19 protein-coding genes are annotated in these 25,463 nt (G+C 40.7%); 11 read left to right on the plus strand and 8 right to left on the minus strand.

Annotated elements, in window-relative coordinates; all coding sequences use genetic code 11:
* Nucleotides 1–31 precede the first annotated feature (31 nt).
* Genes rpoC through rpsJ form a run of 6 tightly spaced genes read left to right on the plus strand, consistent with a single transcriptional unit; the run spans nucleotide 32 to nucleotide 8,907 of the window.
* Complete coding sequence (gene rpoC, locus A6733_RS06770) at nucleotides 32–4,273, plus strand: DNA-directed RNA polymerase subunit beta' (protein ID WP_092403117.1); 4,242 nt, start codon at nucleotides 32–34, stop codon at nucleotides 4,271–4,273.
* Nucleotides 4,274–4,326: 53 nt separating this feature from the next.
* Nucleotides 4,327–4,701: a 30S ribosomal protein S12 gene (gene rpsL / locus A6733_RS06775; protein WP_092403115.1), complete on the plus strand. Its 375-nt coding sequence runs from the start codon at nucleotides 4,327–4,329 to the stop codon at nucleotides 4,699–4,701.
* Nucleotides 4,702–4,739: 38 nt separating this feature from the next.
* The gene (gene rpsG, locus A6733_RS06780) at nucleotides 4,740–5,210 is read left to right on the plus strand and encodes a 30S ribosomal protein S7 (protein WP_092403113.1); all 471 of its coding nucleotides are present in this window, start codon (nucleotides 4,740–4,742) and stop codon (nucleotides 5,208–5,210) included.
* A gap of 29 nt (nucleotides 5,211–5,239) precedes the next feature.
* Nucleotides 5,240–7,339 (plus strand): elongation factor G, encoded by a 2,100-nt coding sequence (gene fusA / locus A6733_RS06785; protein WP_092460707.1) that lies wholly within the window; start codon nucleotides 5,240–5,242, stop codon nucleotides 7,337–7,339.
* Nucleotides 7,340–7,360: 21 nt separating this feature from the next.
* On the plus strand, nucleotides 7,361–8,545 hold the full coding sequence (tuf, locus tag A6733_RS06790; RefSeq protein ID WP_092403110.1) for an elongation factor Tu: 1,185 nt from the start codon (nucleotides 7,361–7,363) through the stop codon (nucleotides 8,543–8,545).
* Between the two features lie 20 nt (nucleotides 8,546–8,565).
* Complete coding sequence (rpsJ, locus tag A6733_RS06795) at nucleotides 8,566–8,907, plus strand: 30S ribosomal protein S10 (protein WP_092403108.1); 342 nt, start codon at nucleotides 8,566–8,568, stop codon at nucleotides 8,905–8,907.
* Here the strand turns inward: rpsJ and A6733_RS06800 are convergent.
* On the minus strand, nucleotides 8,894–11,074 hold the full coding sequence (locus A6733_RS06800; RefSeq protein WP_092403106.1) for a penicillin-binding protein 1A: 2,181 nt from the start codon (nucleotides 11,072–11,074) through the stop codon (nucleotides 8,894–8,896). The two genes, rpsJ and A6733_RS06800, sit on opposite strands and share 14 nt — an antisense overlap.
* Before the next feature lie 166 nt (nucleotides 11,075–11,240).
* Here A6733_RS06800 and pilM point away from each other — a divergent pair, with 166 nt between their 5' ends.
* From pilM to A6733_RS06825, 5 genes are all read left to right on the plus strand, one after another.
* Complete coding sequence (pilM, locus tag A6733_RS06805; protein ID WP_092403104.1) at nucleotides 11,241–12,347, plus strand: type IV pilus biogenesis protein PilM; 1,107 nt, start codon at nucleotides 11,241–11,243, stop codon at nucleotides 12,345–12,347.
* The gene (locus tag A6733_RS06810) at nucleotides 12,334–12,990 is read left to right on the plus strand and encodes a PilN domain-containing protein (protein ID WP_092403102.1); all 657 of its coding nucleotides are present in this window, start codon (nucleotides 12,334–12,336) and stop codon (nucleotides 12,988–12,990) included. Before pilM ends, A6733_RS06810 begins: the two co-directional genes overlap by 14 nt.
* An 11-nt stretch (nucleotides 12,991–13,001) precedes the next feature.
* The gene (locus A6733_RS06815) at nucleotides 13,002–13,667 is read left to right on the plus strand and encodes a type IV pilus inner membrane component PilO (protein WP_092403100.1); all 666 of its coding nucleotides are present in this window, start codon (nucleotides 13,002–13,004) and stop codon (nucleotides 13,665–13,667) included.
* 107 nt (nucleotides 13,668–13,774) lie between these two features.
* On the plus strand, nucleotides 13,775–14,296 hold the full coding sequence (locus tag A6733_RS06820; protein ID WP_092403098.1) for a pilus assembly protein PilP: 522 nt from the start codon (nucleotides 13,775–13,777) through the stop codon (nucleotides 14,294–14,296).
* A gap of 94 nt (nucleotides 14,297–14,390) precedes the next feature.
* Entirely contained in the window at nucleotides 14,391–16,544 is a 2,154-nt protein-coding gene (locus tag A6733_RS06825) for a type IV pilus secretin PilQ (RefSeq protein ID WP_092403096.1), read from the plus strand.
* Between the two features lie 18 nt (nucleotides 16,545–16,562).
* Here A6733_RS06825 and mnmE read toward each other — a convergent pair whose 3' ends face one another.
* From mnmE to dnaE, 7 genes are all read right to left on the minus strand, one after another.
* Nucleotides 16,563–17,930 (minus strand): tRNA uridine-5-carboxymethylaminomethyl(34) synthesis GTPase MnmE, encoded by a 1,368-nt coding sequence (gene mnmE, locus A6733_RS06830; protein WP_092403094.1) that lies wholly within the window; start codon nucleotides 17,928–17,930, stop codon nucleotides 16,563–16,565.
* Complete coding sequence (gene yidC, locus A6733_RS06835) at nucleotides 17,927–19,525, minus strand: membrane protein insertase YidC (RefSeq protein WP_092403092.1); 1,599 nt, start codon at nucleotides 19,523–19,525, stop codon at nucleotides 17,927–17,929. The genes mnmE and yidC overlap by 4 nt, the downstream gene beginning before the upstream one ends.
* A 40-nt stretch (nucleotides 19,526–19,565) precedes the next feature.
* Nucleotides 19,566–19,790 (minus strand): membrane protein insertion efficiency factor YidD, encoded by a 225-nt coding sequence (gene yidD / locus A6733_RS06840; RefSeq protein ID WP_092403090.1) that lies wholly within the window; start codon nucleotides 19,788–19,790, stop codon nucleotides 19,566–19,568.
* A complete protein-coding gene (rnpA, locus tag A6733_RS06845; RefSeq protein WP_175330461.1) occupies nucleotides 19,787–20,158 on the minus strand; it encodes a ribonuclease P protein component in 372 nt (123 codons plus the stop codon). The genes yidD and rnpA overlap by 4 nt, the downstream gene beginning before the upstream one ends.
* Nucleotides 20,159–20,168: 10 nt before the next feature.
* Nucleotides 20,169–20,297: a 50S ribosomal protein L34 gene (rpmH, locus tag A6733_RS06850; RefSeq protein ID WP_092403086.1), complete on the minus strand. Its 129-nt coding sequence runs from the start codon at nucleotides 20,295–20,297 to the stop codon at nucleotides 20,169–20,171.
* An 82-nt stretch (nucleotides 20,298–20,379) separates the two neighbouring features.
* Nucleotides 20,380–21,894 carry a fumarate hydratase gene (locus A6733_RS06855; protein WP_092403084.1) on the minus strand — a complete coding sequence of 505 codons (1,515 nt, stop codon included), beginning with the start codon at nucleotides 21,892–21,894 and terminating at the stop codon, nucleotides 20,380–20,382.
* 111 nt (nucleotides 21,895–22,005) lie between these two features.
* Nucleotides 22,006–25,452 (minus strand): DNA polymerase III subunit alpha, encoded by a 3,447-nt coding sequence (dnaE, locus tag A6733_RS06860; protein ID WP_092403082.1) that lies wholly within the window; start codon nucleotides 25,450–25,452, stop codon nucleotides 22,006–22,008.
* Between the last annotated feature and the right edge of the window lie 11 nt (nucleotides 25,453–25,463).

Here is a 25,463-nt window from a genome sequence, read left to right on the forward strand (position 1 = left end):
GTAGGTTTGATATTTGGCGAGAGAGAACTCGATGAAGGCGTTGCTTGATTTGTTTAAGCAGGTGGGGCATGGCGAAGAATTTGATGCTATATCCATAAGTTTGGCATCCCCCGATAAGATTCGTTCTTGGTCTTATGGTGAAGTCAAGAAGCCGGAGACCATAAATTATCGCACTCTTAAACCAGAGCGGGATGGTTTGTTTTGTGCGAAGATTTTTGGTCCCGTAAAAGATTACGAATGCTTGTGTGGAAAGTACAAACGTCTCAAGCATCGTGGCGTTATATGCGAGAAGTGTGGGGTAGAGGTTACTCTTTCTAAAGTTCGCCGTGAGCGTATGGGTCATATCGAGCTGGTTTCTCCTGCTGCGCATATTTGGTTTCTAAAGTCGCTTCCGTCGCGTATGGGTATGGTGTTGGATATACCGCTTCGCGATATTGAGAGAGTTTTGTACTTCGAGGCCTTTGTTGTTGTTGATCCCGGCATGACTCCTTTGACCAAAGGTCAGTTGCTTACTGACGATGATTATATGGCTAAGGTGGAAGAGTATGGTGATGATTTTGTGGCGCTTATGGGCGCTGAGGCTGTTCGTGATTTGCTGAAGAGTTTGGATTTGCCTCGTGAGATTCAAGCTCTTCGTAAATCTTTGGAAGAAACTTCCTCTGAAGCAAGGATAAAGAAGATTGCGAAACGCTTGAAATTGCTTGAGGCGTTTGATTCTTCTTCTTCTCGTCCTGAGTGGATGGTTTTGGAAGTGTTACCAGTTTTATCTCCAGAGTTGCGTCCCTTAGTTCCTCTTGACGGAGGAAGGTTTGCTACATCCGATCTGAATGATCTATATAGAAGGGTGATTAATCGTAACAACCGGTTGCGTAGGCTTTTGGAGCTGAGGGCCCCAGACATTATAGTTCGCAACGAGAAGCGAATGTTGCAGGAAGCGGTTGACTCTTTGCTTGATAATGGCCGTCGTGGCAAGGCCATGACTGGCGCGAATAAGAGACCTTTGAAATCATTTTCTGATGTTATCAAGGGTAAAAGTGGTCGTTTTAGGCAAAACCTACTAGGTAAGCGAGTAGATTATTCTGGTAGATCAGTTATTGTAGTTGGTCCTCAGTTGAAGCTTCATCAGTGTGGTTTGCCTAAGAAAATGGCTTTGGAATTGTTTAAGCCATTTATTTTTCAGAAGCTTGAGGTTATGGGTTTGGCAACTACCATAAAGCAAGCTAAAAAAATGGTGGATAATGAAGAGGCTATAGTTTGGGACATATTAGAGGGGGTTATTCGTGAGCATCCCGTTCTACTTAATCGTGCCCCGACCCTTCATAGGTTAGGTATTCAAGCATTTGAACCCATTCTTGTAGAAGGCAAGGCTATTCAGTTGCATCCTCTGGTGTGTGTTGCCTTCAATGCCGATTTTGATGGTGACCAAATGGCGGTGCATATTCCTTTGTCTCTTGAAGCTCAAATGGAAGCTAGGACGTTGATGTTTGCTTCCAATAACATTTTGTCTCCAGCTAATGGTGACCCCATCATAGTTCCCTCGCAGGATATTGTTCTGGGCTTATATTACATCACCAGAGAGAACAAGTCTGCCAAGGGAACTGGCATGTTTTTTTCCGATTTGTCGGAATTGAAGCGAGCTTACGATGTGGGTGTTGTAGATGTTAATGCGCGTGTTACTGTTCGTTTGGAAGGGAAATTTTTCGTAGACGGAAAAGTGTCTAGTGTATCTTCCAGGTATGATACCGTGGTCGGTTGTGCTCTCGTTTCTGAGACTTTGCCTGTTGGGCTACCATTTTCAATGGTTAATCGTACTCTAAACAAGAAGGAAATTTCTAAACTTATTAATTCTTCTTTTAGGCGCTGTGGCCTTGGGGAGACTGTTATTTTTGTTGATAAGTTGATGCGTTTGGGTTTTTATCATGCCATGAGGTCTGGTGTATCAATTTCAGTGTATGACATGTTGGTTCCACATCAGAAAGACGATTTTGTTCATGAAGCAGAGAATGCGGTTAAAGAGATACAGAATCAGTACAGCTCTGGTTTAGTAACGGAAGGTGAGCGTTACAATAAGGTAGTTGATATTTGGGGTCGTACTGGTGATCTTGTTGCCAAAGCAATGATGGACCGGTTGTCTGTTGAGAAGGTTACGTTAGAAGATGGTTCTGTTACGGAGCAAGAATCGTTCAACTCTATCTATATGATGGCTGATTCTGGTGCAAGGGGCTCTGCTGCTCAGATTAAGCAATTGGCCGGTATGCGTGGTCTTATGGCTAAGCCTGATGGTTCTATCATTGAGACGCCGATTACTTCTAACTTTCGTGAAGGCTTGAATGTCTTGCAGTACTTTATTTCTACCCATGGTGCGCGTAAAGGTTTGGCAGATACGGCTCTTAAGACTGCTAATTCCGGATATTTGACTCGTAGACTTGTTGATGTAACGCAGGATTTAGTTGTAACTCAGAACGACTGCGGTACATCTAACGGTGTTTGGGTTAAGGATTTGATAGAAGGTGGTGAGGTTGTTGAGTCCCTTAGAGAGAGAATATTGGGTAGGGTTGCTGCTCAGGATATCGTTCACTTAGATACTAAAGAGGTATTGTTTCATGCAGGTGTGTTGTTGGGAGAAGATGAGGTTGATCGCATCGAGGCTGTTGGTGTTGATGAGGTTAAGGTTCGTACTCCTCTTACGTGTGTAACTAGATATGGGTTGTGTGCTAAGTGTTACGGTCGTGATTTGGCTAGGGGGCATTTAATCAATGTTGGTGAGGCTGTGGGTGTTATTGCTGCTCAGTCTATTGGTGAGCCTGGTACTCAGTTGACGATGAGAACGTTTCACATAGGTGGTGCAGCGTCTCGTGCTGCTGTTTCTTCTAGTGTAGAGGTTAAGTTTCCTGGGGTTGTGCGCTTTTCTTCTTCTATGCGCTATGTGACTAATATGCGAGGGGAGAAGATTGTTATTACTCGTTCAGGTGAGGTAACCATTGTTGATGTGGCTACCAGTCGTGAACGGGAACGACACAAAATGCCGTACGGTGCTGTATTGCGTTTCGGTGATGGTGAGCAAGTTTCTGTTGGGGATGTGTTGGCTACTTGGGAGCCGCACACTAGGCCTATTATTTCTGAGTTTGCTGGTATTGTTCGTTTTGAGAATGTTGAAGAGGGAGTTACTGTTGCTCGTCAGGTTGATGATGTCACTGGTTTGTCTACTCTTGTTGTTGTTGATAACAAGCGTCGTTCTGGATCATCTAAAGCTCTTAAGCCTCAGGTTAAGCTCTTTAGTGAATCTGGTGAAGAGATTAAGATTCCTGGTACTGAGCACGTGGTTACCATTAGTTTTCAGGTTGGTTCGGTAATTACAGTCAAGGATGGTCAGTTTGTTGATGTTGGTGAGGTTCTAGCTCGCATACCATTGGAGACTTCGAAAACAAGGGATATTACGGGTGGTCTGCCTAGAGTTGCAGAATTGTTTGAGGCTCGTGCACCAAAGGATAGTGGTATCTTGGCGGAGGTTACTGGTACGGTATCTTTTGGTAAGGATACCAAGGGCAAGCAGAGGTTGGTCATTACTGATTTGGAGGGAAATAGTAGAGAGTTTCTTATTCCGAAAGATCGTCAGGTATTGGTTCACGATGGTCAGATTGTTAATAAGGGTGAACCTGTTGTTGATGGTCCTTCCAATCCGCATGATGTGTTGCGTTTACTAGGTGTTGAGGCTCTCTCTCGTTATATTGTTAACGAAGTGCAGGATGTGTATCGTTTGCAAGGTGTGCGCATAAATGATAAGCACATAGAGGTGATAGTGCGTCAGATGCTTCGTAGGGTTCATATTTCTGATCCAGGTGATACTAAGTTCATACTGGGTGAACACGTGGAGTATTCCGAAGTTTTGGATGAGAATGAGAAGGTTGAGAAACAGTCTAAGCGACCTGCTTCTTTTAACTACATGCTACTTGGAATTACTAAGGCTTCTTTGTCAACTGATTCGTTTGTGTCTGCTGCTTCGTTCCAGGAGACTACTCGTGTTTTGACTGAAGCCGCTATTATGGGCAAGCGCGACGAGCTTAGAGGACTTAAGGAGAACGTAATTGTTGGTAGATTAATTCCTGCAGGTACTGGTTTAGCCTACCATAGGGATAGAAAATCTTCTACCTATGCCATGATACCAAGTCGTGATGATTCTAGTGATGCGGTGAGTGATGATGTCCCCTGTGATCAGCTTCCTGTTTCTGGCGATGTAGCAGGTGTTGTTTTGGGGCCTGCTCTATCTAGCTAGTTTTTTTAAGTTATTAGAGAATGTGATGATTGTAATTTTTATTGGACAAGAGTATGCCAACGATTAATCAGTTAGTGCGTATGGGGAGGTCTGTTCCCCGGCTGAAAAGTAAGGTTCCAGCTTTGGAGAATTGTCCCCAAAGGAGGGGGGTTTGTACCCGTGTCTATACTACTACTCCGAAGAAGCCTAACTCTGCTCTGCGTAAGGTTTGTAAAGTGAGACTTACAAATGGGTACGAAGTTATTTCATACATAGGTGGTGAGGGACATAATTTGCAGGAACACTCTGTTGTTTTGATTCGGGGTGGTCGTGTTAAGGATCTTCCCGGTGTTAGATACCACACGGTGCGGGGTTCTTTTGATACGCAGGGTGTTAAGGATAGAAGGAAGGCGCGTTCCAAGTATGGTGCGAAGATGCCCAAGAAATAGTTGTTGTCTGAGAGTGCTTTGTTTAAGGGGAAGTTTTTATGCCGCGTCGTAGGGAGGTTCCGGTTCGTGAGATCATGCCTGATCCGAAGTTTAGTTCGGTTGAGGTGTCGAAGTTTGTGAATGTGTTGATGACCCGTGGTAAGAAGTCCGTGGCGGAGAGAATTGTTTATGGTGCTTTTGGCATCATAGAGGGCCGTTTTGGTAAGGTTCCTTTGGATATTTTTTCATCTGCCGTTTCCAATGTGAAGCCGGTTGTTGAAGTTAAGTCTCGTCGTGTTGGTGGAGCTAACTATCAAGTTCCTGTTGAAGTTTGCTCTTCGCGTCGTACTGCTTTATCTATGCGTTGGTTGAAGGAGGCTGCTCAAAAACGTTCTGAGAAATCCATGGTGCTTCGTTTGGCTCAAGAATTGTTGGAAGCTTCTGAAGGTCGAGGTGCTGCTGTGAAAAAGCGTGATGAAGTTCATCGTATGGCGGAGGCTAATAAGGCATTTTCCCATTACCGTTTCTAGTTTATGCAAGTTAAGTTTGGAGATTTTTTGTGGCTCGTAATGTTCCTATACGGCGCTATCGTAATATAGGTATTTCTGCGCATATTGATGCTGGAAAGACAACGACAACGGAACGCATCCTGTTTTACACCGGTGTTAATCATAAGATCGGAGAGGTTCATGATGGTGCTGCCACTATGGATTGGATGCCCCAGGAGCAGGAGAGAGGTATTACTATTACCTCCGCTGCAACTACTTGTTTTTGGTCTGGGATGGCTAATGATTATCCGAAGCATCGTATCAACATTATAGATACCCCAGGTCACGTTGACTTTACCATTGAAGTTGAGCGGTCGATGCGTGTTTTGGACGGTGCTTGTATGGTTTATTGTGCAGTTGGCGCCGTACAGCCACAGTCTGAGACAGTTTGGCGTCAGGCCAACAAGTACAAGGTTCCTCGTCTTGCCTTCGTAAATAAGATGGACCGTTCAGGTGCGAATTTTATGCGGGTCTATGATCAGATGCGCGATAGGCTTTGTGCTAATCCAGTACCACTTCAATTGCCCATTGGAGCCGAGGAACAATTTCGCGGTGTAGTGGATTTGGTCAAAATGAGGGGCATCATATGGGACGATTCAAGTCAGGGCACCAAATTTGAGTATGTTGATATACCAGAATTTGTGGCAGATGAGGCTATTGAGTGGCATGAAAAGCTCCTAGAGGCTGCTGCTGAGGCTGATGAAGATACTATGAATAAGTATCTAGAGTCTGGTTCTTTAACCGAAGAGGAGATTAAGTCCGCGCTTCGCGCACGTACCATTGCCGGAGAGGTTGTACCCATGTTGTGTGGCAGTGCCTTTAAGAATAAGGGTGTACAGGCCATGTTGGATGCAATTCTCGACTATTTGCCGTCGCCTGTTGATATTCCTCCCGTTCAAGGTGTGGATGATAACGGTGAAGCTGTGACCAGGGATTCATCTGATGAGGCCCCTTTCTCTGCCTTGGCCTTTAAGATAATGACAGATCCGTACGTTGGTCAGTTGACATTCTTTCGTGTTTACTCAGGTGTTATGACCTCTGGTGATACTGTTCTTAATCCCATTAAGGGGCGCAAGGAGCGAATTGGTAGGATTTTGCAGATGCATGCTGATCAACGTGAGGAGATTAAGAAAGTTTTTTCTGGTGATATTGCCGCTGCCGTTGGCCTAAAGGACTGTATAACTGGTGAAACTCTGTGCTCTCAAGATCATCCAGTTACTCTTGAAAGGATGGAATTTCCTGATCCTGTTATCCATGTTGCGGTAGAACCGAAGACTAAGAATGATCAGGAGAAGATGGGAATTGCTCTGGGGAGACTGGCCCAAGAAGATCCTTCCTTTGTGGTTAGGACTGATGCTGAATCTGGGCAAACGATTATTTCTGGCATGGGTGAGCTCCACTTAGAGATTATTGTTGATCGTATGAAGCGAGAGTTTGGTGTTGAGGCTAATGTTGGGGCTCCTCAGGTAGCTTATAGAGAGACCATTAAAGGTACGATTAGTCAAGAAGGTAAGTTTATCAAGCAATCTGGTGGTCGCGGTCAGTATGGTCATGTATGGTTGAAGATAGAGCCTAAGAATCCAGGGGATGGATTTGAGTTTGTTGATGCGATTAAGGGAGGCGTTGTTCCTAAAGATTATATTCCGGCTGTTCAGAAGGGATTGAACGAAGCTTTAACTGCAGGTGTTGTTGCTGGATATCCAGTTGTTGATGTAAAGGTAACCCTTTTTGACGGCTCTTATCATGAGGTTGATTCTAATGAGAATGCGTTTAGAATGGCTGCTATATTTGCCTTTAAAGATGCTATGCGCAAGGCCTTACCAATATTGTTGGAGCCGATTATGGCCGTTGAAGTTGAAACTCCGGAAGATTTTATGGGCAACGTCATGGGTGATCTTTCTAGTCGCAGGGGAACAATAGTTGGTATGGGGGATGTATACGGCGCTTTGAAGTTAGTAAAATGTGATTTGCCTTTGGCTGAAATGTTTGGTTACTCTACAGATTTGCGTTCGTTAACTCAAGGTAGGGCAACTTACATCATGGAGTTTAAGCACTATTCAGAGGCTCCTAAGAGCGTCGTTGAATCTATTGTTAATCGTAAAAAGGGTTAGGATTTTTCAGGAGAGTTTCTTATGGCTAAGGCTAAGTTTGAGCGTACGAAGCCGCACGTTAATGTGGGTACGATAGGGCACGTTGATCATGGGAAGACGACGTTGACGGCGGCGTTGACGACGATACTGAGCAAGGTGTATGGCGGAGAGATTAGAGGATACGATCAGATTGACAATGCTCCTGAGGAGAAAGCTAGAGGCATAACGATAAATACATCGCACGTTGAGTATATGACGGAAGCGAGGCACTATGCGCACGTTGATTGTCCTGGTCATGCTGATTATGTGAAGAACATGATAACTGGTGCTGCGCAGATGGATGGAGCGATATTGGTGGTTTCAGCTGCTGATGGGCCTATGCCGCAGACAAGGGAGCATATATTGTTGGCGAGGCAGGTAGGTGTGCCTAGCATAGTTGTGTTTTTGAACAAATGCGACATGGTGGATGACTCTGAGTTACTAGAGTTAGTAGAGATAGAGGTTAGGGAGTTATTAACGAAGTACGATTTTCCTGGCGACGACGTACCTTTGATAAAGGGTTCTGCGGTTAAGGCGTTAGAGGGTGACAAGAGTGATATAGGTGAGAAGGCGGTGATGGATTTGGCTAAGGCGTTGGATAGTTATATACCGACTCCTGTTAGGGTTGTGGACCAGCCGTTTTTGATGCCGATAGAGGATGTATTTTCGATATCAGGTAGGGGTACCGTAGTAACAGGTAGAGTTGAGAGAGGTATTTTGCGTGTTAACGAGGAGATAGAGATAGTTGGTTTACGTGACACGCAGAAGACGATTTGTACTGGTGTGGAGATGTTTCGCAAGTTATTAGATGAGGGGCGTGCTGGTGACAATGTTGGGGTATTGTTGAGGGGTACGAAGAGGGATGATGTTGAGAGGGGTCAGGTGTTATCGAAGCCTGGTTCTATAACTCCGCACACGGTGTTTGATGCTGAGGTATATGTTTTATCGAAGGAGGAGGGTGGTAGGCACACGCCTTTTTTCAATGGATATAGGCCGCAATTTTATTTTAGGACGACGGATGTTACTGGATCGATTTCGTTTGAGGGTGACATGGTGATACCAGGGGACAATGTTACGATGCGAGTTGAGTTAATAGCGCCTATTGCTATGGAAGAGGGTGTACACTTTGCGGTTCGTGAGGGTGGAAAAACCGTCGGAGCAGGTGTCGTTACTAAAGTTATTAAATAAAGAGAGTAAAGAGGTTTTTGATGAAGCAGGAAAAGCATAAGCTTTTGAAGAAGGAAAAGCAGAAGATCCGGATACGCTTGAAGGCTTTTGACTATCGTTTGATAGATCAATCGGCTGCTGAGATTGTAGATACAGCAAAGAGGACAGGAGCCGTTGTTTGCGGTCCTATACCATTGCCTACGCGTATAGAACGCTATAATTTTTTGCGTTCCCCTCATGTTAATAAAACAGCCAGGGATCAGTTTGAAATGCGTACTCATCTTAGGTTGATGGATATAATAGAGCCTACCGATAAGACAGTTGATGCTTTGATGAAGCTTGATTTACCCGCTGGCGTGGATGTTGAAATCAAACTTCAATAGTTGATCTTTCCATGATTACAGGAAGGGATTTTCTCTCCCCTTCCTGTTCCTCTGTCCCATTATCCTTATCTTCTAACTCCAGAACCTGCTTGGTGTACTCAGTCCACGGTGGTAGTGCCGTTTGGCTTCCGTACTCGTTCTTACCAAGTGGATGGGGCGAATCAAAGCCAACCCAGGTTACAGTCACAATATTGCCTGCATATCCGCAGAACCATGTGTCTATAGAGTCGTTTGTAGTTCCAGTTTTTCCTGCTATGTTTTTTCCTTCTAAATAGCGAAGTGCGCTGCGTCCAGTTCCATCAGTTATGGTTTTGTGTAACATCATATCTATCTGGTTAGCTACTTGTGGTGAAAGAACTTCCTCCTCTGTGGAGGTACTACGCTGAGCGTCGTAAATTATATTTCCGTGAGAATCAGTAACTTTTTCAATTAGATACGGATTAATTTTTATGCCATTATGTGCAAATATGCTATATGCTCTTAGCATTTGCCATGGAGTAACCAAGCCAGACCCAAGAACCATGGTAAGATAAGGGGGCTGTTTTCTGATATTTAATCCAAACCTGTGCAATATGTTTCTTGCTTTGTCAATGCCTACAAATTGCAAAATTTTTACAGAAGGCACATTCCTAGATTCAGCCAGCGCTTGCCACATTGTTATTTCACCTTTGAAATTCTTATCAAAATTACGTGGGGTCCACGGAGTACTTCCAGTCTCTTTGGCTGTAAACGAAATTGGAGAGTCATCTATTATTGTTTCAGGGGAGTATCCCTCTTCTAGAGCAGCTGTATATATAAGCGGCTTTATGCTAGACCCCGGTTGACGCCAAGCTTGAGTTACATGATTGAACTTGTTTCTATTTTCAGAAAAGCCACCACATAACGCTAAAATTGCACCACTGCTTACATCCTCTGATACAAGTGCACTTTCTGCCTTAGGTAGACCAGTGGCCCTCCAGATGTCATTTCCTGTTTTTCTTATATACATTACGTCACCCCTGCTAACTACAAATTTATTTTTCTTGCCACGTAGTCTGTCTAATTCACTTCCTAGTATCATTGTTTTTTTACCTCCCCGTACAATTAGATGCACGGCATTGTCAGTAACTTTGGTTACTACAGATGGAACTAGTGGTGGGTAGATATGAAATTGGTCTAGCTGCTTTTGTACCGATATATTAGAGTCGAGCTCTATTCGTCCTGAAATTCCTGTAAACTCGTGTCTTTCAGTGTAGAGTATTAGATTATGTCGTAACGCGGCATTAGCAATTTTTTGGTAATCCTTACGTATAGTAGTGTATACATTGAATCCCTTTTGATATATCTCCTGCCCATATTCTGCATAAAGAAATTGCCTTGCCATTTCCGCAACATAGCTCGCTGTAACCTCATATTTTTGCTCATGTTGGTTTATAATGGGACGTTTGCTGAGTGCATTTTTGTACTGGGTAGGAGAAATATAACCTAGGTCCAACATACGTCCTAATACATATCTTCGTCTCGATATAGCACGAGACAAGTTTGTAATGGGATTATACGTTGATGGAGCCTTTGGTAGACCAGCTAGTAAGGCTATCTCTGAAAGATTTAACTGCGATAGAGTTTTTCCAAAATAGGATTCCGCAGCCGCAGAGAATCCATAGGCACGGTTTCCTAAGTATATCTTGTTTATATATAGCTCCAAAATTTGGTTTTTTTCAAGAGTTGCATCAATTTTAAATGCCATGAGCATTTCATAGTATTTCCTCTTGTAAGTTCTTTCTGAGGTGAAGAAGAAATTTTTTGCTACTTGCATAGTAATAGTACTGGCACCTTGTAGGTGTTTTCCTTCCAAATTGAAAATAAGTGCACGTACAACACCCTGCCAATCAACACCCGGGTGTTTATAGAAACGATCATCCTCAGCAGCTAGTATTGCCTCCTTGAGGAGTATAGGTACATCACCAATGGGGACAATATCGCTCTTCTTAGTGGCGTATTCTGCTATTAGGATACCGTCCGATGTAAAAATTCTCAGAGGTATTTCTGGAGTAGCATTTTTTAGTTTTTCCAATGAAGGAAGCTGTTTAGAAGTTAATGTTATTAATATAGCTAGGGATAAAAATAATGCTATGGCGATGCCGACAATAACGGAGACAATAATCGAAACAGTACGAAATAGCTTCATATTAATACCCAGTTAATTATTAACCGTATTGTATCCCGAGTTAAGTGGATATTAGCAATGTTAAAAATCAATCTAGTACCATGTTCTAATGTGGCGGACATATTTTTATAAGGTTATTTATTAACTTATTGTTCAAGTTTGACCAATATATGGTAGCGAAGATTTTATGGAGATATTTAAGAAAACATTGCTCGGTGTCCTTGGAATTGAGACTACCTATACCAGAGCCCTGGGAATTGATATAGGATCATCTGCTGTTAAATTTTCTGAGGTTTCTTCTTCGGAAAGTGGCATGCGTATTGAGTCGTATCATATAGAGCCCATTCCAGATGAAGTGGTTTATATGGGCAAGATTGAAGATCACTTGGCAGTTGTGGATGCAATAAAGAGAGGTTTGGCATCAAATAATTTTCGTGCCAAAAATAATGCAAGCCTTGCTATAGCGTATTCTATGGCAACTATTCGCGAAATGACCATATTTGGCAATTTATCACAAGAAGAATTAGCAGTTAGGGCTTACTCAGAGGCTGTACATGTAACTGGAGGTAGCGTTCATGATTTAGCCATTGATTTTTGTGAAGATAAAAGCCCTGATAAAGACAAGAGAAAATTTCTACTTGCTATATCTAAGAAAGAAAATGTAGATGATATAGTTTATCTACTTAAGGATTCTGGAATTACACCACGCATAATTGACGTAGAGTTGTACGCCTTTCACACTATGTGTATTAGGTTTTTAGAACTTAATCCTCCACTACTTAAGAAAAGTAATATTTACCTGTTTGTAGAGTTTGGACACTCAAAAACTTTGTTCCTATTCATGCGAGGACAAGAGGTTATATTTGCTAAAGAACAATCATTCGGATTCGTATCTCTAAGTAGGGAAGTTAAAAGTGAGTTAGATTTAGATTATGCATCAGCTCAGAGAATGATCGCAGGAATTGATAAGGCGCAAGAGAGATACTCAGAAATAATTTTACCTGAATTTATCTCAGAGTGCTGTTCTGTAGTTTATAGGATATTACAACTTTTCTATACCACTACTTCTTTTGTAAATATTAATGCTATGTTTATCTCTGGTGGTGGTTCTAGCCTTCCAGGTATAGCAAAAGCTATCAAAAAAGTAGCTGAAGTTGATGTAAAGTCTATGAAGGCTATTTCTGAAAGAAATTTGTCTTCCTCCATAAGTAAGTCAATGTTCTTTCATGATTTGCCAAGATTGACAACCTCCATAGGAATTGCAATTAGGAATTTGCTTAATGATTCTATTTAATTTACTCCCACACAGGGATATTAAAGAGCAGCACGAAAGACGTATATTCTACGCGTATGTTGCAATTGCCGTCATAGTTTCTGTGATATTGAGCTGGTCTGCAAATGAAGTAATATCTTTTTATACTGAACGTCAGAAAGAAAAGGTAGAGTTTTTGAAATCAAAAATTGATTCATTGGGATCGAATACAAAATTCATTATAGATCTAAAATCTAAAATAAAAACCATACTAGATAACCATAAAGTTATAAGTAAGATTAATTACGACAAATTGAATATGTTAACTATGATAAAAGAGGTTTCTACCGTAGTGCCATATGGTGTTTATTTGCGTAGTTTTGATACTACATCATCGACAAATATTCATATATCCGGTGTGGCTGTGAGTAACAAAAGTGTGGCCGATTTTCTAAATAATTTAGCCAAATCTAAAGTTTTTGATACAGTTAATTTGATTCATACTAAAATAATGTACACTAAATTTGGAATATTCCAAGATTTTAAAATTGTAGTTACTGTTAAGATGTCCCACAATTCAGGGGTTTCTGATAAAGTTTATGACGCTTTTGGTGAGGCTAAGAACAAGTTAGTTAGGGCTATAGGTCCAAGCCCAATGGGTCCAAGCCCAACCCTTAATGGTTAATGGAGTAGGGAATGTTTTTTGATAATATCGACATTTCATCTTTAGGTTATGCCCCTTTAAAGTGGCCTAAATCAGTTAGAGTTGCTTCTGTCTTGATTTTGTGTGTCATAGTTTTCTGTGTGTACTATTTGTTTTTTGCTATGTCGATGGTAAGCAGTTACTCTGCCATGGAGCTTGAAGAGAAATCACTAAAGAGTAACTATTCTGCGAGGCGTTCTAGTGTCATAAATCTTGAAGAATATAAGAATTATTATGAATATTTAGAGAGCAGCTTTGGGGAGCTTATTAAGCAATTCCCAAAGGAATCTCAGATCAAATCGCTGTTGAATAGTCTTAACAAAATAGGTGTATCTAATAACATGACGTTTTGTTCTTTTGTTCCAGAGAAGAAAGTAAAAAAAGATTTATATATAGAACAGCCAGTTTCCATAGATATGGCAGGTAGCTACAACGATTTTGCTAATTTCGTGTACCAGGTTGTACTTATGGATAAAGTTGTAGTTTTAGGTGATTTGAGCATTTCTGTTCCCGGAAGTGTTGGTAGTGCTAATGGTGGTTCTGCATGCGGTAGATCGTTGCCATTACTTAAACCGGGTAAATTGTTGTTCAGTTTTACCGCTACCATTTACGAGATGATAGGTGATAAGAAAAAAAGTAGTAAAGATAAAAAATTATGATAGTGTGGTGAATAAGGTTTTGACATGAATGGCATTTATTATAATTTAAAACTTTGCAGGCGGGAGATTGGTCTCCCTTTTTAATACAGACGTTCAGGTTATGTAAAATGAAAGTTGGCTACATAAAATATAAACCTCTTTTGCTAGTAGGCATTAATATTTTTCTACTGACTGCCTGTGTTTCTGAATCCAAGCGTGATTTGGAGTTATGGGTACAGGAAGAAGATAAAAGATATGCAAAGAGCGAATTTCCTAAATTAGGTGGTGCCGTAGTTAATCCTGAAAAGTTTGTGCCAGTTGCTGTTGATCCTTTTCAAGCTAGTCGTATAGGCGTATTTTTGGGAAAATCAGATGATAATCCCGATTACACTAGAAGTCTTCATTTGCCCCCTCTCAAGGATGTTAGTTTGCAAGACATAAAATTGATTGGGTTAATTATAAATAAAAATTTGCGGATGGCAGTTATACAACATGGGCCAAATTTGTTCCGTGTGGGGATTGGTACCAAGATAGGCACAAATGGAGGAGTTGTTACCAGTATTAGCGGTTCTGGAATAAATATTAAACAGCGCATTGATGATGGAACTGGAAAGATTGTTGATAAAGTTAGTTTTATTAGTTTTTCATAGAAATTGTTGGGGTTAGTTAATATAGGTTTATTGGCTGGCGAGATTTTTCTTGCTGTAATATGACTAATATTTTAAAAATTCAGCGAGTCTCAGAATGATAAAGTTTGGCAGAGACATGATTAAGTTTGCTTGGCTCTTTAGGGGTGTTGTTTTTTGCATTTTACTGCTCAACAGTATGTTCTCATATTCAGTGTCAGTAAATAGGCTGGTTTCTGTTGACGCCATAAAGAGCGGCAACGAATATGCAGTAAAGATGATGTTTTCAGGGGATGTTACCCTCAATCAAGAACCTAAAGTATTTAGCGTTGTATATCCAGCTAAGATAGTTGTTGATCTTCCTGATGTTTCCACAAATAAACCTACATATGTTGTTCCTATTAACATAGGGGATTTTGTTAATGTTTACGTAGCGCATCTTTCTGGCAAGACTAGGTTGGTTTTTTCTCTGAAAAAATTTCATCCGTATAGACTAAAGCAAGAAGGAGATCATTTAATACTTTCATTGCTAGAAGTTAACGCAGAAAAATCTGCCTCAGCTAGCAAATCTCATGACAATGATTTTTTTAATGAATCAAAAAAAGGATCTTCTACAGATCATGTGTCCCCGTATAATTCTATCCAATCTGGTAAACAAGGTAATCTGACCAGTGTAGATTTTAGAAAAGGAACAAGTGGCAGTGGGTTGATAGTTATTAGTACCAATGTTGGTCGTTCCTTTATAAGAGCAGATAGGGTATCTGATGGTTTATTAATATATCTTCCTGATTTATCTTCTGATAGCTCGCTTCTAAAGACCTATGATGTTTCTGATTTTTATACTCCCGTTCAGAAGTTTTCAATAACTAAAGAGAAGCGTGGAATTGTTATACATGTGTACCTAAATGGAGTTTTTGAAGACAGGACCTTTGAAAGCAATGGGAAAATTGTAATTGAGTTAAAGCGATCTGTATATGATGATAATTCTTATGGCAGATCTGCGAAACGTGTATTTTTAGGAAAGAAATTGTCATTAAATTTCCAAAATACTTCTATACGTGGTGCATTGCAAGCCATTGCTGATTTTACCAGGCTTAATATTCTTGTTACAGATAGTGTTAAGGGCAATTTGACTATGCGCCTTAATGACGTACCATGGGATCAAGCACTGAATATCATTTTAGATTCAGCTAACCTAGGTATGAGGAGGAATGGTAGCGTTATTGTGGTAGGTACAACTAAGGAATTGCTAGAATCAGATAAGCAGTATCTTCAATCAGAGAAACAAATGAACGAACTGGCTCAAACTAAATTAGTTGTGTTTCACTTAAATTATCAAAAAGCAGACGATGTTGAGCGTATGTTTGACAGTAAGAACAAAATACTGTCTGAGAGAGGTAGCGTTATTGTTGATAACCGCACAAATCAAATTTTTATTCGAGATGTTCCTGACAAAGTTAAAGAGGTACGCGATTTTATTAAGGCTATTGATGTACCAGTATCGCAGGTTATGATTGAAGCTAGGATTGTTGAAGCGAGCAGCTCATTTAATAGGTCACTTGGGATTAGATTGGGAACAGTTGGTAATAACAATAATTCTACTTGGGGTGCTGATATAGCACAGACTACTGCTATACGGAACCAACCTGCTAGTATGATTACCCAGTCAGCAAGTAACTTTAATGTTAATTTGCCTGCCTCTGGTAGCTCTCCTGGTAAATTTGCTTGGACAATTTTTAACTCCGATAGTACGGGATTGCTCAACTTAGAGATTAGTGCAATGGAAGCAGATGGTGGTGGTAAGACGTTATCTAATCCTAGAGTCGTAACTTCTGATAAACAATTGGCCATAATAGAACAGGGTACCGAAATTCCGTATACAACTGTTCAGGGAACAGGAGCTAATGTTACTCTGTCCACAGATTTCAAGAAGGTCAATTTATCGTTGAGTGTTACACCGCAGATTACCCCGAACAACCATGTCATCTTGGATGTTGAAGTCACTAAGGATTCAGTGGGATTAATTTCTACAACAGCCGGCCCATCCATAAATACAAAACATGTAAAAACCAAAGTACTAGTTGAAGACGGCGGTACGCTTGTTATAGGTGGAATATACGAAGATTCAAAAAATGAAGATAACTCTAAGATTCCATTACTAGGAGATTTTCCAATCCTTGGTAGTCTATTTAAAGTTAAGACTAATACGCACAGACTGTCAGAGTTGATGGTATTTATAACACCTAGGGTGATTTACGATAAACAGCAATAACAATAATGTTGATTGTTACTATTTTCCTATGCAAAATTTGGAAAATATTTCTGTAAGAATATGGTCATCCGATACAGTGCCAATTATTTCTTCCAGGCTTTTAGTTGCTAATCGTAATTCATCTGCAAATATCTCTAGACGATGTATCTCATTTTTGGCTGATGTTATATGAGATAGTGCTTTGTAAATATTACTTTCGTGGCGCTTATTTATATACAACGTACAGTCCATCAACCGTTTTTCACTTAAGTTTTTTTGTATCTCGCATCTTAGCTTTTTTAAGCCTCTGCAATCAATAGTAGATACCGTGACGATAGTAAAATTGGTCACCTTAGTCAAAGCTCCAACTACTAGTTCAATTTCTGTATCACACAGTCGATCAACTTTGTTTAGTACTATAATAATGTTCTTATCTGACAATTTGTCCATTAGCGAAATGCATGCTTCAACAGGACTATCAGTGATATCTATAACAACGAGTATTATGTGAGCTTTGGCTATTTCTTGAAAGCTCTTTTCTATTCCCATCTGTTCAATGGCGTCAGTACTGTTTTCATTTAATCCAGCAGTGTCAATTAACGAAATAGTGTTGGATCCTAATGTTAGTCTTTCCTCAATAGTATCTCGTGTTGTTCCAGCAATATTGCTTACAATGGAGCGATTTGTTCTGAGTATCGCATTTATAAGGCTCGATTTTCCAGCATTTACATTACCAATAATCACAACTCTGGGGCCACTATTGAGAATATTATTATTCCCCGTTTGTTCTACAATGTGCATAACGTCAGCTTCTATTTTTGTTACACAAGAAAGAAGCTTTGTTTCTGCTTCTGGAAATGTAATATCTTCCTCCGGAAAGTCTATAAGTGCCTCAGTATACGTTCTCACATATATCAGCTGCTCTTTGATATTTTTAATTAACTGAGTAAATAGACCAGCTATATTTTTTGCTGCTGCCCTAACCATAGCCTCTGATTGAGCATTAATAATATCCGATATTGCTTCTGCTTGGGCTAGGTCCATCTTATTGTTGTAGTACGACCTTAAAGTAAATTCTCCAGGATCTGCTAACCTAGAGCCCGCCCGTAAGCATACATCTAAAACCATATGAGTAACAATTAATCCACCATGACAATGGATCTCAATTATGTCCTCCCCAGTGTATGAGTGAGGTGCTCTAAAAAATAATACAATTACGCTGTCTATTATATTATCTTCATCATATACGTGTGCTGTTACAGGTTTTCTTACAGGTATTCTCTTTTTAAACAGAGTATCCGACAACAAACCTAGATTGTCTCCAGATACACGAACAATCGATATTGCTCCGCTGCCATGAGGAGTGGATATGGCAGCAATAGTATCGTGGTAGTACGCTCCTATCATGTTTTGTTTAATTTTTTCGTTATGTATAACTGCTGTAACAGCGACAATATATTATTAGTGATCCAATACAAAACTAACCCAGATGGGAAAAAGAAAAACATGACTGAGAAGACCATAGGCATAATTGTCATTACTTTTGCCTGAACTGGATCAGTTGCTGGTGGATTCATTTTAGTTTGCAAGAAGGTCGATAGCGCAAGAGCTATTGGTAGAATGTAAAGAGGATCAGGTGATGATAAGTCTTTTACCCATCCTAGCCATCGAGCTTCCCTTATCTCTACACTCGTTGATAGCACATAGTAAAGAGAGATGAATACCGGTACCTGTATAATTATAGGTAAACACCCCGCTGCAGGATTTACACCCTCTTTCTGAAATAGCTCCACTATAGTCTTTTGTTGCTTGATTTTGTCAGAGCTATACGTGTCTTTCAGTAGCTGTATCTTTGGGGCAAGGACCTTCATCTTAGCCATCGACCTATAGCTTGCAGCAGATAGAGGGAAAAACACTATCTTTATTAGGATGGTAAGCAATATTATCGCCCATCCCCAGTTCTTAGTTACAATTTGTATCCAGCTAAGTAGTTTGAATAGAGGCTGAGCAATAATAGTCGACCAGCCGTAATCAGTAACTAGATCAAGGCCCGGAGCAATTGATGCCAGTTTGTTTTGTTCCTGAGGTCCAGCGTAGAATCTGGACTTAGCATAGTGTATGGACTTAGGCTCAACTAAGCCTAAATCTTGCTTAAATCCAACCGTGTAAAGTTGGGACGATGGTTCTTTGAAAGCGTAAAAAGTAGTTGATTTTGTACTATCTGGTATCCAAGCACTTACAAAGTAATGTTGGATAAAGCCACACCAACCGTGCTCATTGCTCATCTCTGTATGGCTCTGGTCCATGCTAGAGAATGGTATCTTGACAAACTTCTTGCTTTGCGTATACACGGCGGCACCAAGATACGAGCGAACAAATCTAGACTGTTCGTGTACTGGGTAAGAATCTCTTTGTATGAGTCCAAATAGGAATGGATTTATAGCTCTTGCGGAGTTATTAGTAATTTTGTATACAACATCAATTATATAGCTATTGTTGCTAATGGTGTATGTTGCCGATACATTGACTCCGCGATCTTGTCCCGTTAAAACTACTGCCGATGTTCCTGAAAGTTCATCGTATGAAACGTTACTCTTGCTAAATAATGGCTGGAACACGACAGAATCTTTGCCTGGAAGCTGAATTTTTACGAAGCTCGATGAATGGTAGACAGGTTCCTGATTACTTAGAAGCTCGTACTCTTTCTCACCCTTTTCTTGATCATGATACTTTTTTAGGTACATGCTTACTATGTTGCCGTTTTTGGGATCAATGGCCAGATTTACTAATGATGACGAGACATATATGGGTTTTATCGTACTTTCCTGTTTCTGCTTCATCAATGATATGACATCAGGCTTTTTTTCTACATCGAGGGGATTGTAGATAGGTGCTGAATTACTATAACCAGAGTTATTACTATATTCCTTGTTCCAATTCTGGTATAACCCGAGCAGAGACCCAAACAAAACAAATATTAGGACAAGTCTTACAGTTTCCATAAAAATTCCATACACCTTATCTACGGTGAATCGAAGCCGTTCAGGGGTTGTCTATCCCACAGTTTTTGTTTAGAGGATTGCATCGCAGTATACGGTACAGAGCCCTAAATAACCCACTGTAGGGACCATACTTCATTATCGCAAGCTTAGCATACGCAGAACAGCTAGGATAAAATCTGCAGCTCCTGCCACAAAAAGGACTCAGAAACAGCTGATAGATGTTGACAATAAAGACCAGGGAGCGAGTAAGAAAGGTGCGGATCATTTTTTAGCCTTTTTTTCTGACAAGGCATGGAATAGTAAATACAGAAGGTTGCGTATATCACTCTTTAGCATAGTACTTACATTTCCCTTTAGAGATACGACTATGTCAGTTTTAGGAAGATGATCAATACCCTCCCTGAAGCACTCACGAATGAGACGTTTTACCAAGTTGCGTTTAACTGAGGTCTTAGTAGACCTCTTAGGTACCACCATACCCAGGCGCGCGAAGCAGAAAGGAGGGTCAGCAGAGCAATACGCTTTGAATGGACCAGATCTCACTGAATCAGGCTTCGAGCTATACACAGATACAAACTCAGACTTTTTTCGGATAGAACGCAGTGTCCTCTTAAAAGACAACGGCTTCGACAAATATACTCTCCTAGGCAGACAAGCGACGTCTTCCCTTTGCCCTGCGCGACTTTAATACCAAAGAACCCGCCCTCATACGTGCCCGAAAGCCATGTGTTCGTTTACGCCGTATGTTGGAAGGTTGGAAGGTTCTCTTCATTGGTTACCCTTACCCCCGGCCTACTACCCCTTAATGAGATAGAGAAAGAAAAATTGAAAAACTAACCTGCGGCGCATTATAGCTAATTTCCAACGTCTTTTAAAGGTATTTTCCACTTTTGGGGACCAATTTCATGAATTGATTCCCCAGATGAAGATACAGATACTGTAACTGGCATGTCTTTTACTATTAGTTTTCGTACTCCCTCCATTCCAAGATCAGGAAATGCAATCATCTCTACCTTTTTAATAGATTTGGAAATTAAATAGGCGGCTCCACCAACTGCTATCATAGAAACAGCTCCATACTTTTTTATTGCATTTATGCCTTTTTGTTTTCTTTCTCCCTTTCCAATCATCCCAATTACACCCACCTTTTCTGATAACATAAGATCTGCAAAACGATCCATGCGGTCTGCTGTGGTAGGTCCAGCTGGTCCAATTATTTCGTCTCTAACCGGATCAACAGGTCCAACGTAGTAAACCACCTTCCCTTTTAGATCAAACGGAAGCTTTTGTCCCGCGTTTATTATGTCTTGAATTCTCTTGTGGGCAGCATCGCGTGCAGTGTAGAGGGTTCCTGATAACAGAAGATTCTGGCCAGCTTTCCATTTTGCTATATCATTTTTTGTCAACGTATCCAAATTTACTGACGTTGCTTCAACTCTCGTATCAGACAAACTTATTTCTGGCCAAATAGATAAATCTGGTTCCTGAAAAGATGCTACGTTCGTGCCGTCTAGCGAGAAATGTACATGCCTTGTGGCAGCACAGTTAGGTATAAGACCAACTGGAAGTGAGACCGCATGTGTTGGGTAGGTCATGACCTTAACATCCAATACGGTTGTTATCCCACCTAGACCTTGTGCACCAATTCCCAATGCATTCACACGTTGGTAAATCTCTAGTCGTAATTTCTCTATATCGTTTTGGGGGCCTCTCTCCTGGACTTCATGCATATCAATTGGTGCCATTAAAGATCTTTTTGCCATGCACATAGCATACTCTGGTGTTCCACCTATGCCCACTCCTAGCATTCCTGGAGGGCACCAGCCTGCCCCCATAGATGGGAGGGTTTCAACTATCCAATCAACCACAGAAGCCGATGGATCAAGGTTAACGAATCTACTTTTATTTTCCGATCCCCCCCCCTTAGCTGCCAGATGAACATCCAGCTTATCCCCAGGCACAATATTGTAGTGAATAACCGCCGGTGTATTGTCCTTAGTATTTATTCTGTTACCATACGGATCAGACAGAATAGAAAAGCGTAATTTGTTATTAGGGTCCTTATATGCCCTTCGTACGCCCTCATGTACCATTTCAGATACAGACATGTCAGTGTCCCACCGTACGTTCATTCCAACATCCAGGAACACTACAGAGATTCCAGTGTCCTGACAGATGGGTCTCTTGTTTTCAGCGCTCATCCTAGAATTAAGCAGTATTTGTGCTATAGCCGTTTTAGCAGCAGGGTTTTTTTCCCTGGCATATGATTCAGACATGGCCATAACGAAATCAGGTGAATGACAATAGGAAATGAATTGGAAGGCGTTTCGTATAGATTCTATGAACTGCAGTTTTGTTATTACAGACATATTTTATCTTCCATAAGATTAAAATAGGAACAGGATGCTTTCGTATTAGACCATTGTCAGCACGATATTTTAGGGGAAAATGTGACTTTTACCCAGTATTAATTTCAATATTCAGTACTTTATGCTGTAAGGCGTTTCCGATGAGGCAAGTAGTTGTTGGCATGATTCTAAAAGTTCATTAGAAATTTTTATCTTCCATTTTGATCCGGTTCTTACATGACAGGAAACGTTATTTTTTACATAATGGAAAATTACTGATACTCTGTGCCCAGGGTTTGCATGGGTCTTAATTATTTTGCAGATTTCAACGATTGGTGATGACGGGCTTACGTTTAAAACTAGTTGGGATGCCCTTTCCTCTCTTATTTGTTCTATGGATAGTATGCGGTTTGCTACAAATTTGTTTGTTTTGCGATAGTGGTCTAAAATTGTTCTTCCTTCGAAGAACAGGATATTGTCAATCTTCAAGATGTGCCTATTTTTTTCAAAATTATCAGAGAATACAGTAACTTCTATTTCTACTGTGCCGTCCGTTATTAACGCGAAATATGCTTTTCCGACCCTTCTTATTTTGCTTACTATGCCGCTTATCAATATGTTGCTGTTATCCGTATGCTTACTTAGTACTTCGTTCAGAGACAATTTAGTAATTTGACGTGACTCTTCCGAAAATGCCTCGAACGGATGAGAACTTAGGAAAAATCCTATAGCATTTTTTTCTTCCGACAGTTTTTTTAGTAGAGGCCACTTTGGTGCAGTATCTTGAGATTTTTCCCTACCCTCGCTTTCATGCATGTGGTGATCAATGTCGAATAGTATAATTTGGTTGGTTCCTGAATTTTTTTGTATGGCCTGTTGCACAGCGTCCTTTATATCTTCGAATATCTTTCTTCTATTGTAATCTAGGGAGTCAAATGCACCACCTTTTACAAGGAATTCTATGCTCCTTCTGTTAATGATGTCTGTATCAATGCGGTTGCAGAAGTCAGAGAAACTAGAAAATTTTCCTAAGCGCCTCTTGTTCACTATTTCTAGAGCTACGTTTTGTCCTACACATTTTATGGCCCCTAGTCCGTAAGAGATAGTTTTTTTGTCTATGGATACAAACCTGTAATCTGATTGATTAATGTCTGGTGAATTAACATTTATGCCATTATTTATGGAATCGTCATACAGTATTTTTATTTTGTCAGTATTGTCCATATCAAGAGAGAGTGATGCAGCCATGAAGCAAGATGTATAATGTCTCTTTAACCAAGCAGTTTGATATGCAATAACAGCGTATGCAGCTGAATGTGATTTATTAAACCCATATTCTGCAAATTTTTCCATCAGATTAAATAAGTGAATGGACAACTGCTGGTCATAGTTATTTTTTTGGGCTCCGGATATGAAAATTTCACGATGTTTGGCCATTTCATCAGTTTTTTTCTTTCCCATAGCTCGTCTTAATAAATCAGCACCACCCAGAGAGTACCCAGCTATGATGCGTGATATCAACATAACTTGTTCTTGATATACAATAATTCCATAAGTTGGCTTTAGTACAGGTTCTAAGCTGGGGTGGTAATAATTTACAGTTGCTTTTTCATGCTTCCTGTTTATGAAATCATCTACCATGCCGGAGCCAAGGGGCCCCGGTCTGTATAACGCCAAAACGGCTATGATGTCCTCGAAGTTGTTGGGGCGCAGTTTTTTCAGGAGTTCCTTCATTCCGCGTGATTCTAGCTGGAATATGCCTGTTGTGTTTCCATCGCATAGCAAGTTGTAAGTTTCTTGGTCGTCGAATTTTATTTTTCTAATATCAAAGCTTTTTTGGTCTGGATATGACGATTTGATGGATTCTTCAGTCCAGTTTATGATGGTTAGCGTTTTTAATCCCAGAAAATCAAACTTTACTAACCCAACTTCCTCTACATCGTCTTTGTCGTACTGACTGAGCATATCGTGTGAGTTGTCAGGCTTGAATAGAGGACAAAAATTAACCAACCTGTCTGGTGCAATAAGAACTCCCCCTGCATGTGTGCTGACGTTTCTTACGATTCCTTCGAGCTCTTTGGCAAGAGAGATGCATTGTCGGACATCCTCCTCATTTTCTATCCTATTTTTGAGCGATGGCTCCATTTCACATGCTACATCTATAGTGATGTTTTTTCCTGGTTCGAATGGTATTAGTTTTGCTATTCCATCAACAAATGTATATGGTAGATTCAAGACGCGCCCGATGTCTCGTATAGCAGCTTTAGCGGCCATGGTTCCGAAGGTTGCTATTTGTGACACAGCATCGCTACCATATTTATTTTTTACATAATCGATTACTTGTTGGCGTTTTTCTTGACAAAAATCGATATCAAAATCAGGCATGCTAATGCGTTCTGGATTTAGGAATCTCTCAAAAAGTAGATTGTATTCAATTGGATCCAGCTCGGTTATTCCTAGGTAGTATGCAACTATTGATCCCGCTCCGGATCCTCTGCCGGGACCGACAGGAACGTCGTTATTTTTAGCCCAATTAATGAAGTCCTGAACAATTAAAAAGTATCCAGCAAATCCCATTTTATTTATTATGTGCAGCTCATCTGCTAGTCGTTGTTGGTAAATATGCTTTTTTTCTTTTGGTAGCAGGGCAATTATTGGCTTCGATTTATCATTAACTAGTTGTTCTAGGTACTCTGTTAGTGATAGGTCGTTTGGTAGAGGGAAATCTGGCAACTTGGGGACGCCAAGCTCAATTTCTATGTTGCATTGTTTTGCTATTTCTACTGTGTTTGTTAGAGCGTCTTTGTACAAGCTAAAAATATTGCCGGCTTCTTCCTGAGATATAAGATATTGCGCAGGCTTGAATTCTTTGGGGCGGTTTGGGTGATTAAGTGTCCATCCGCTGGCTATACATACCCTCGCCTCGTGCGCGTCAAAGTCGCTCTTTTTTACGAATTGTACAGGATGTGTTGCAACCAGGGCTGTTTTTGTTGTTTGTCCAAGTTTTGCAGTGGCGCTTAGCAGATCTTCATGCCTAGGATCATACCTTTGTATTTCTAAATAGAAACGATTCTCGAAAACATCTTTCCAATGTTCTAAGGTTGCTATGGCACTTTTTTGATCATGTCGCAAAAGAAGCCTGCCTATTTCCCCCTTGTCGTACCCAGAAAGAGCTATGAGGTCTCGACATTTTTCCTTTGTAAACCAATTAGCATCCACCACAATCTCAGCGTCGCCCTCTTTTTTGTGGTACGCTGATGACAAAAGCTCGCATATCTTTAGATATCCGTCTTTATTTTTGCACAGTATGAGGAGTCTAGATCCCTGGCTGTCGTTTAATCCTGTGGTGAGGATATCTACCCCCAATATAGGCTTTACTCCCTGGGTTAATGCCTCCTTGTAGAACTTGATGAATCCAAACAGATTGCTTCTGTCGGTTAGCGCTATGGCAGGCATTTTCCGGTCGGCAGCGTGTTCTATCAACTGCTTCACTCTTATTATGCTGTCCGTAATCGAGTATTCGGAGTGTACACGTAAGTGGATGAATGAGCAGGTGGAGGATGTATTTTTCTCGTTCATGGTGCCAGCTT

This window comes from Candidatus Ichthyocystis sparus (assembly GCF_900078745.1).
Classification (GTDB): domain Bacteria; phylum Pseudomonadota; class Gammaproteobacteria; order Burkholderiales; family 2013Ark19i; genus Ichthyocystis; species Ichthyocystis sparus.

What these genes read in the sequence shown, in the direction of transcription:
- rpoC (WP_092403117.1), top strand. Translation starts at nt 32, where the DNA reads ATGAAGGCGTTGCTTGATTTGTTTAAGCAGGTGGGGCATGGCGAAGAA.
- rpsL (WP_092403115.1), top strand. Translation starts at nt 4,327, where the DNA reads ATGCCAACGATTAATCAGTTAGTGCGTATGGGGAGGTCTGTTCCCCGG.
- rpsG (WP_092403113.1), top strand. Translation starts at nt 4,740, where the DNA reads ATGCCGCGTCGTAGGGAGGTTCCGGTTCGTGAGATCATGCCTGATCCG.
- tuf (WP_092403110.1), top strand. Translation starts at nt 7,361, where the DNA reads ATGGCTAAGGCTAAGTTTGAGCGTACGAAGCCGCACGTTAATGTGGGT.
- rpsJ (WP_092403108.1), top strand. Translation starts at nt 8,566, where the DNA reads ATGAAGCAGGAAAAGCATAAGCTTTTGAAGAAGGAAAAGCAGAAGATC.
- A6733_RS06800 (WP_092403106.1), bottom strand. Translation starts at nt 11,074, where the DNA reads ATGAAGCTATTTCGTACTGTTTCGATTATTGTCTCCGTTATTGTCGGC.
- pilM (WP_092403104.1), top strand. Translation starts at nt 11,241, where the DNA reads ATGGAGATATTTAAGAAAACATTGCTCGGTGTCCTTGGAATTGAGACT.
- A6733_RS06810 (WP_092403102.1), top strand. Translation starts at nt 12,334, where the DNA reads ATGATTCTATTTAATTTACTCCCACACAGGGATATTAAAGAGCAGCAC.
- A6733_RS06815 (WP_092403100.1), top strand. Translation starts at nt 13,002, where the DNA reads ATGTTTTTTGATAATATCGACATTTCATCTTTAGGTTATGCCCCTTTA.
- A6733_RS06820 (WP_092403098.1), top strand. Translation starts at nt 13,775, where the DNA reads ATGAAAGTTGGCTACATAAAATATAAACCTCTTTTGCTAGTAGGCATT.
- A6733_RS06825 (WP_092403096.1), top strand. Translation starts at nt 14,391, where the DNA reads ATGATAAAGTTTGGCAGAGACATGATTAAGTTTGCTTGGCTCTTTAGG.
- mnmE (WP_092403094.1), bottom strand. Translation starts at nt 17,930, where the DNA reads ATGATAGGAGCGTACTACCACGATACTATTGCTGCCATATCCACTCCT.
- yidC (WP_092403092.1), bottom strand. Translation starts at nt 19,525, where the DNA reads ATGGAAACTGTAAGACTTGTCCTAATATTTGTTTTGTTTGGGTCTCTG.
- yidD (WP_092403090.1), bottom strand. Translation starts at nt 19,790, where the DNA reads ATGATCCGCACCTTTCTTACTCGCTCCCTGGTCTTTATTGTCAACATC.
- rpmH (WP_092403086.1), bottom strand. Translation starts at nt 20,297, where the DNA reads ATGAAGAGAACCTTCCAACCTTCCAACATACGGCGTAAACGAACACAT.
- A6733_RS06855 (WP_092403084.1), bottom strand. Translation starts at nt 21,894, where the DNA reads ATGTCTGTAATAACAAAACTGCAGTTCATAGAATCTATACGAAACGCC.
- dnaE (WP_092403082.1), bottom strand. Translation starts at nt 25,452, where the DNA reads ATGAACGAGAAAAATACATCCTCCACCTGCTCATTCATCCACTTACGT.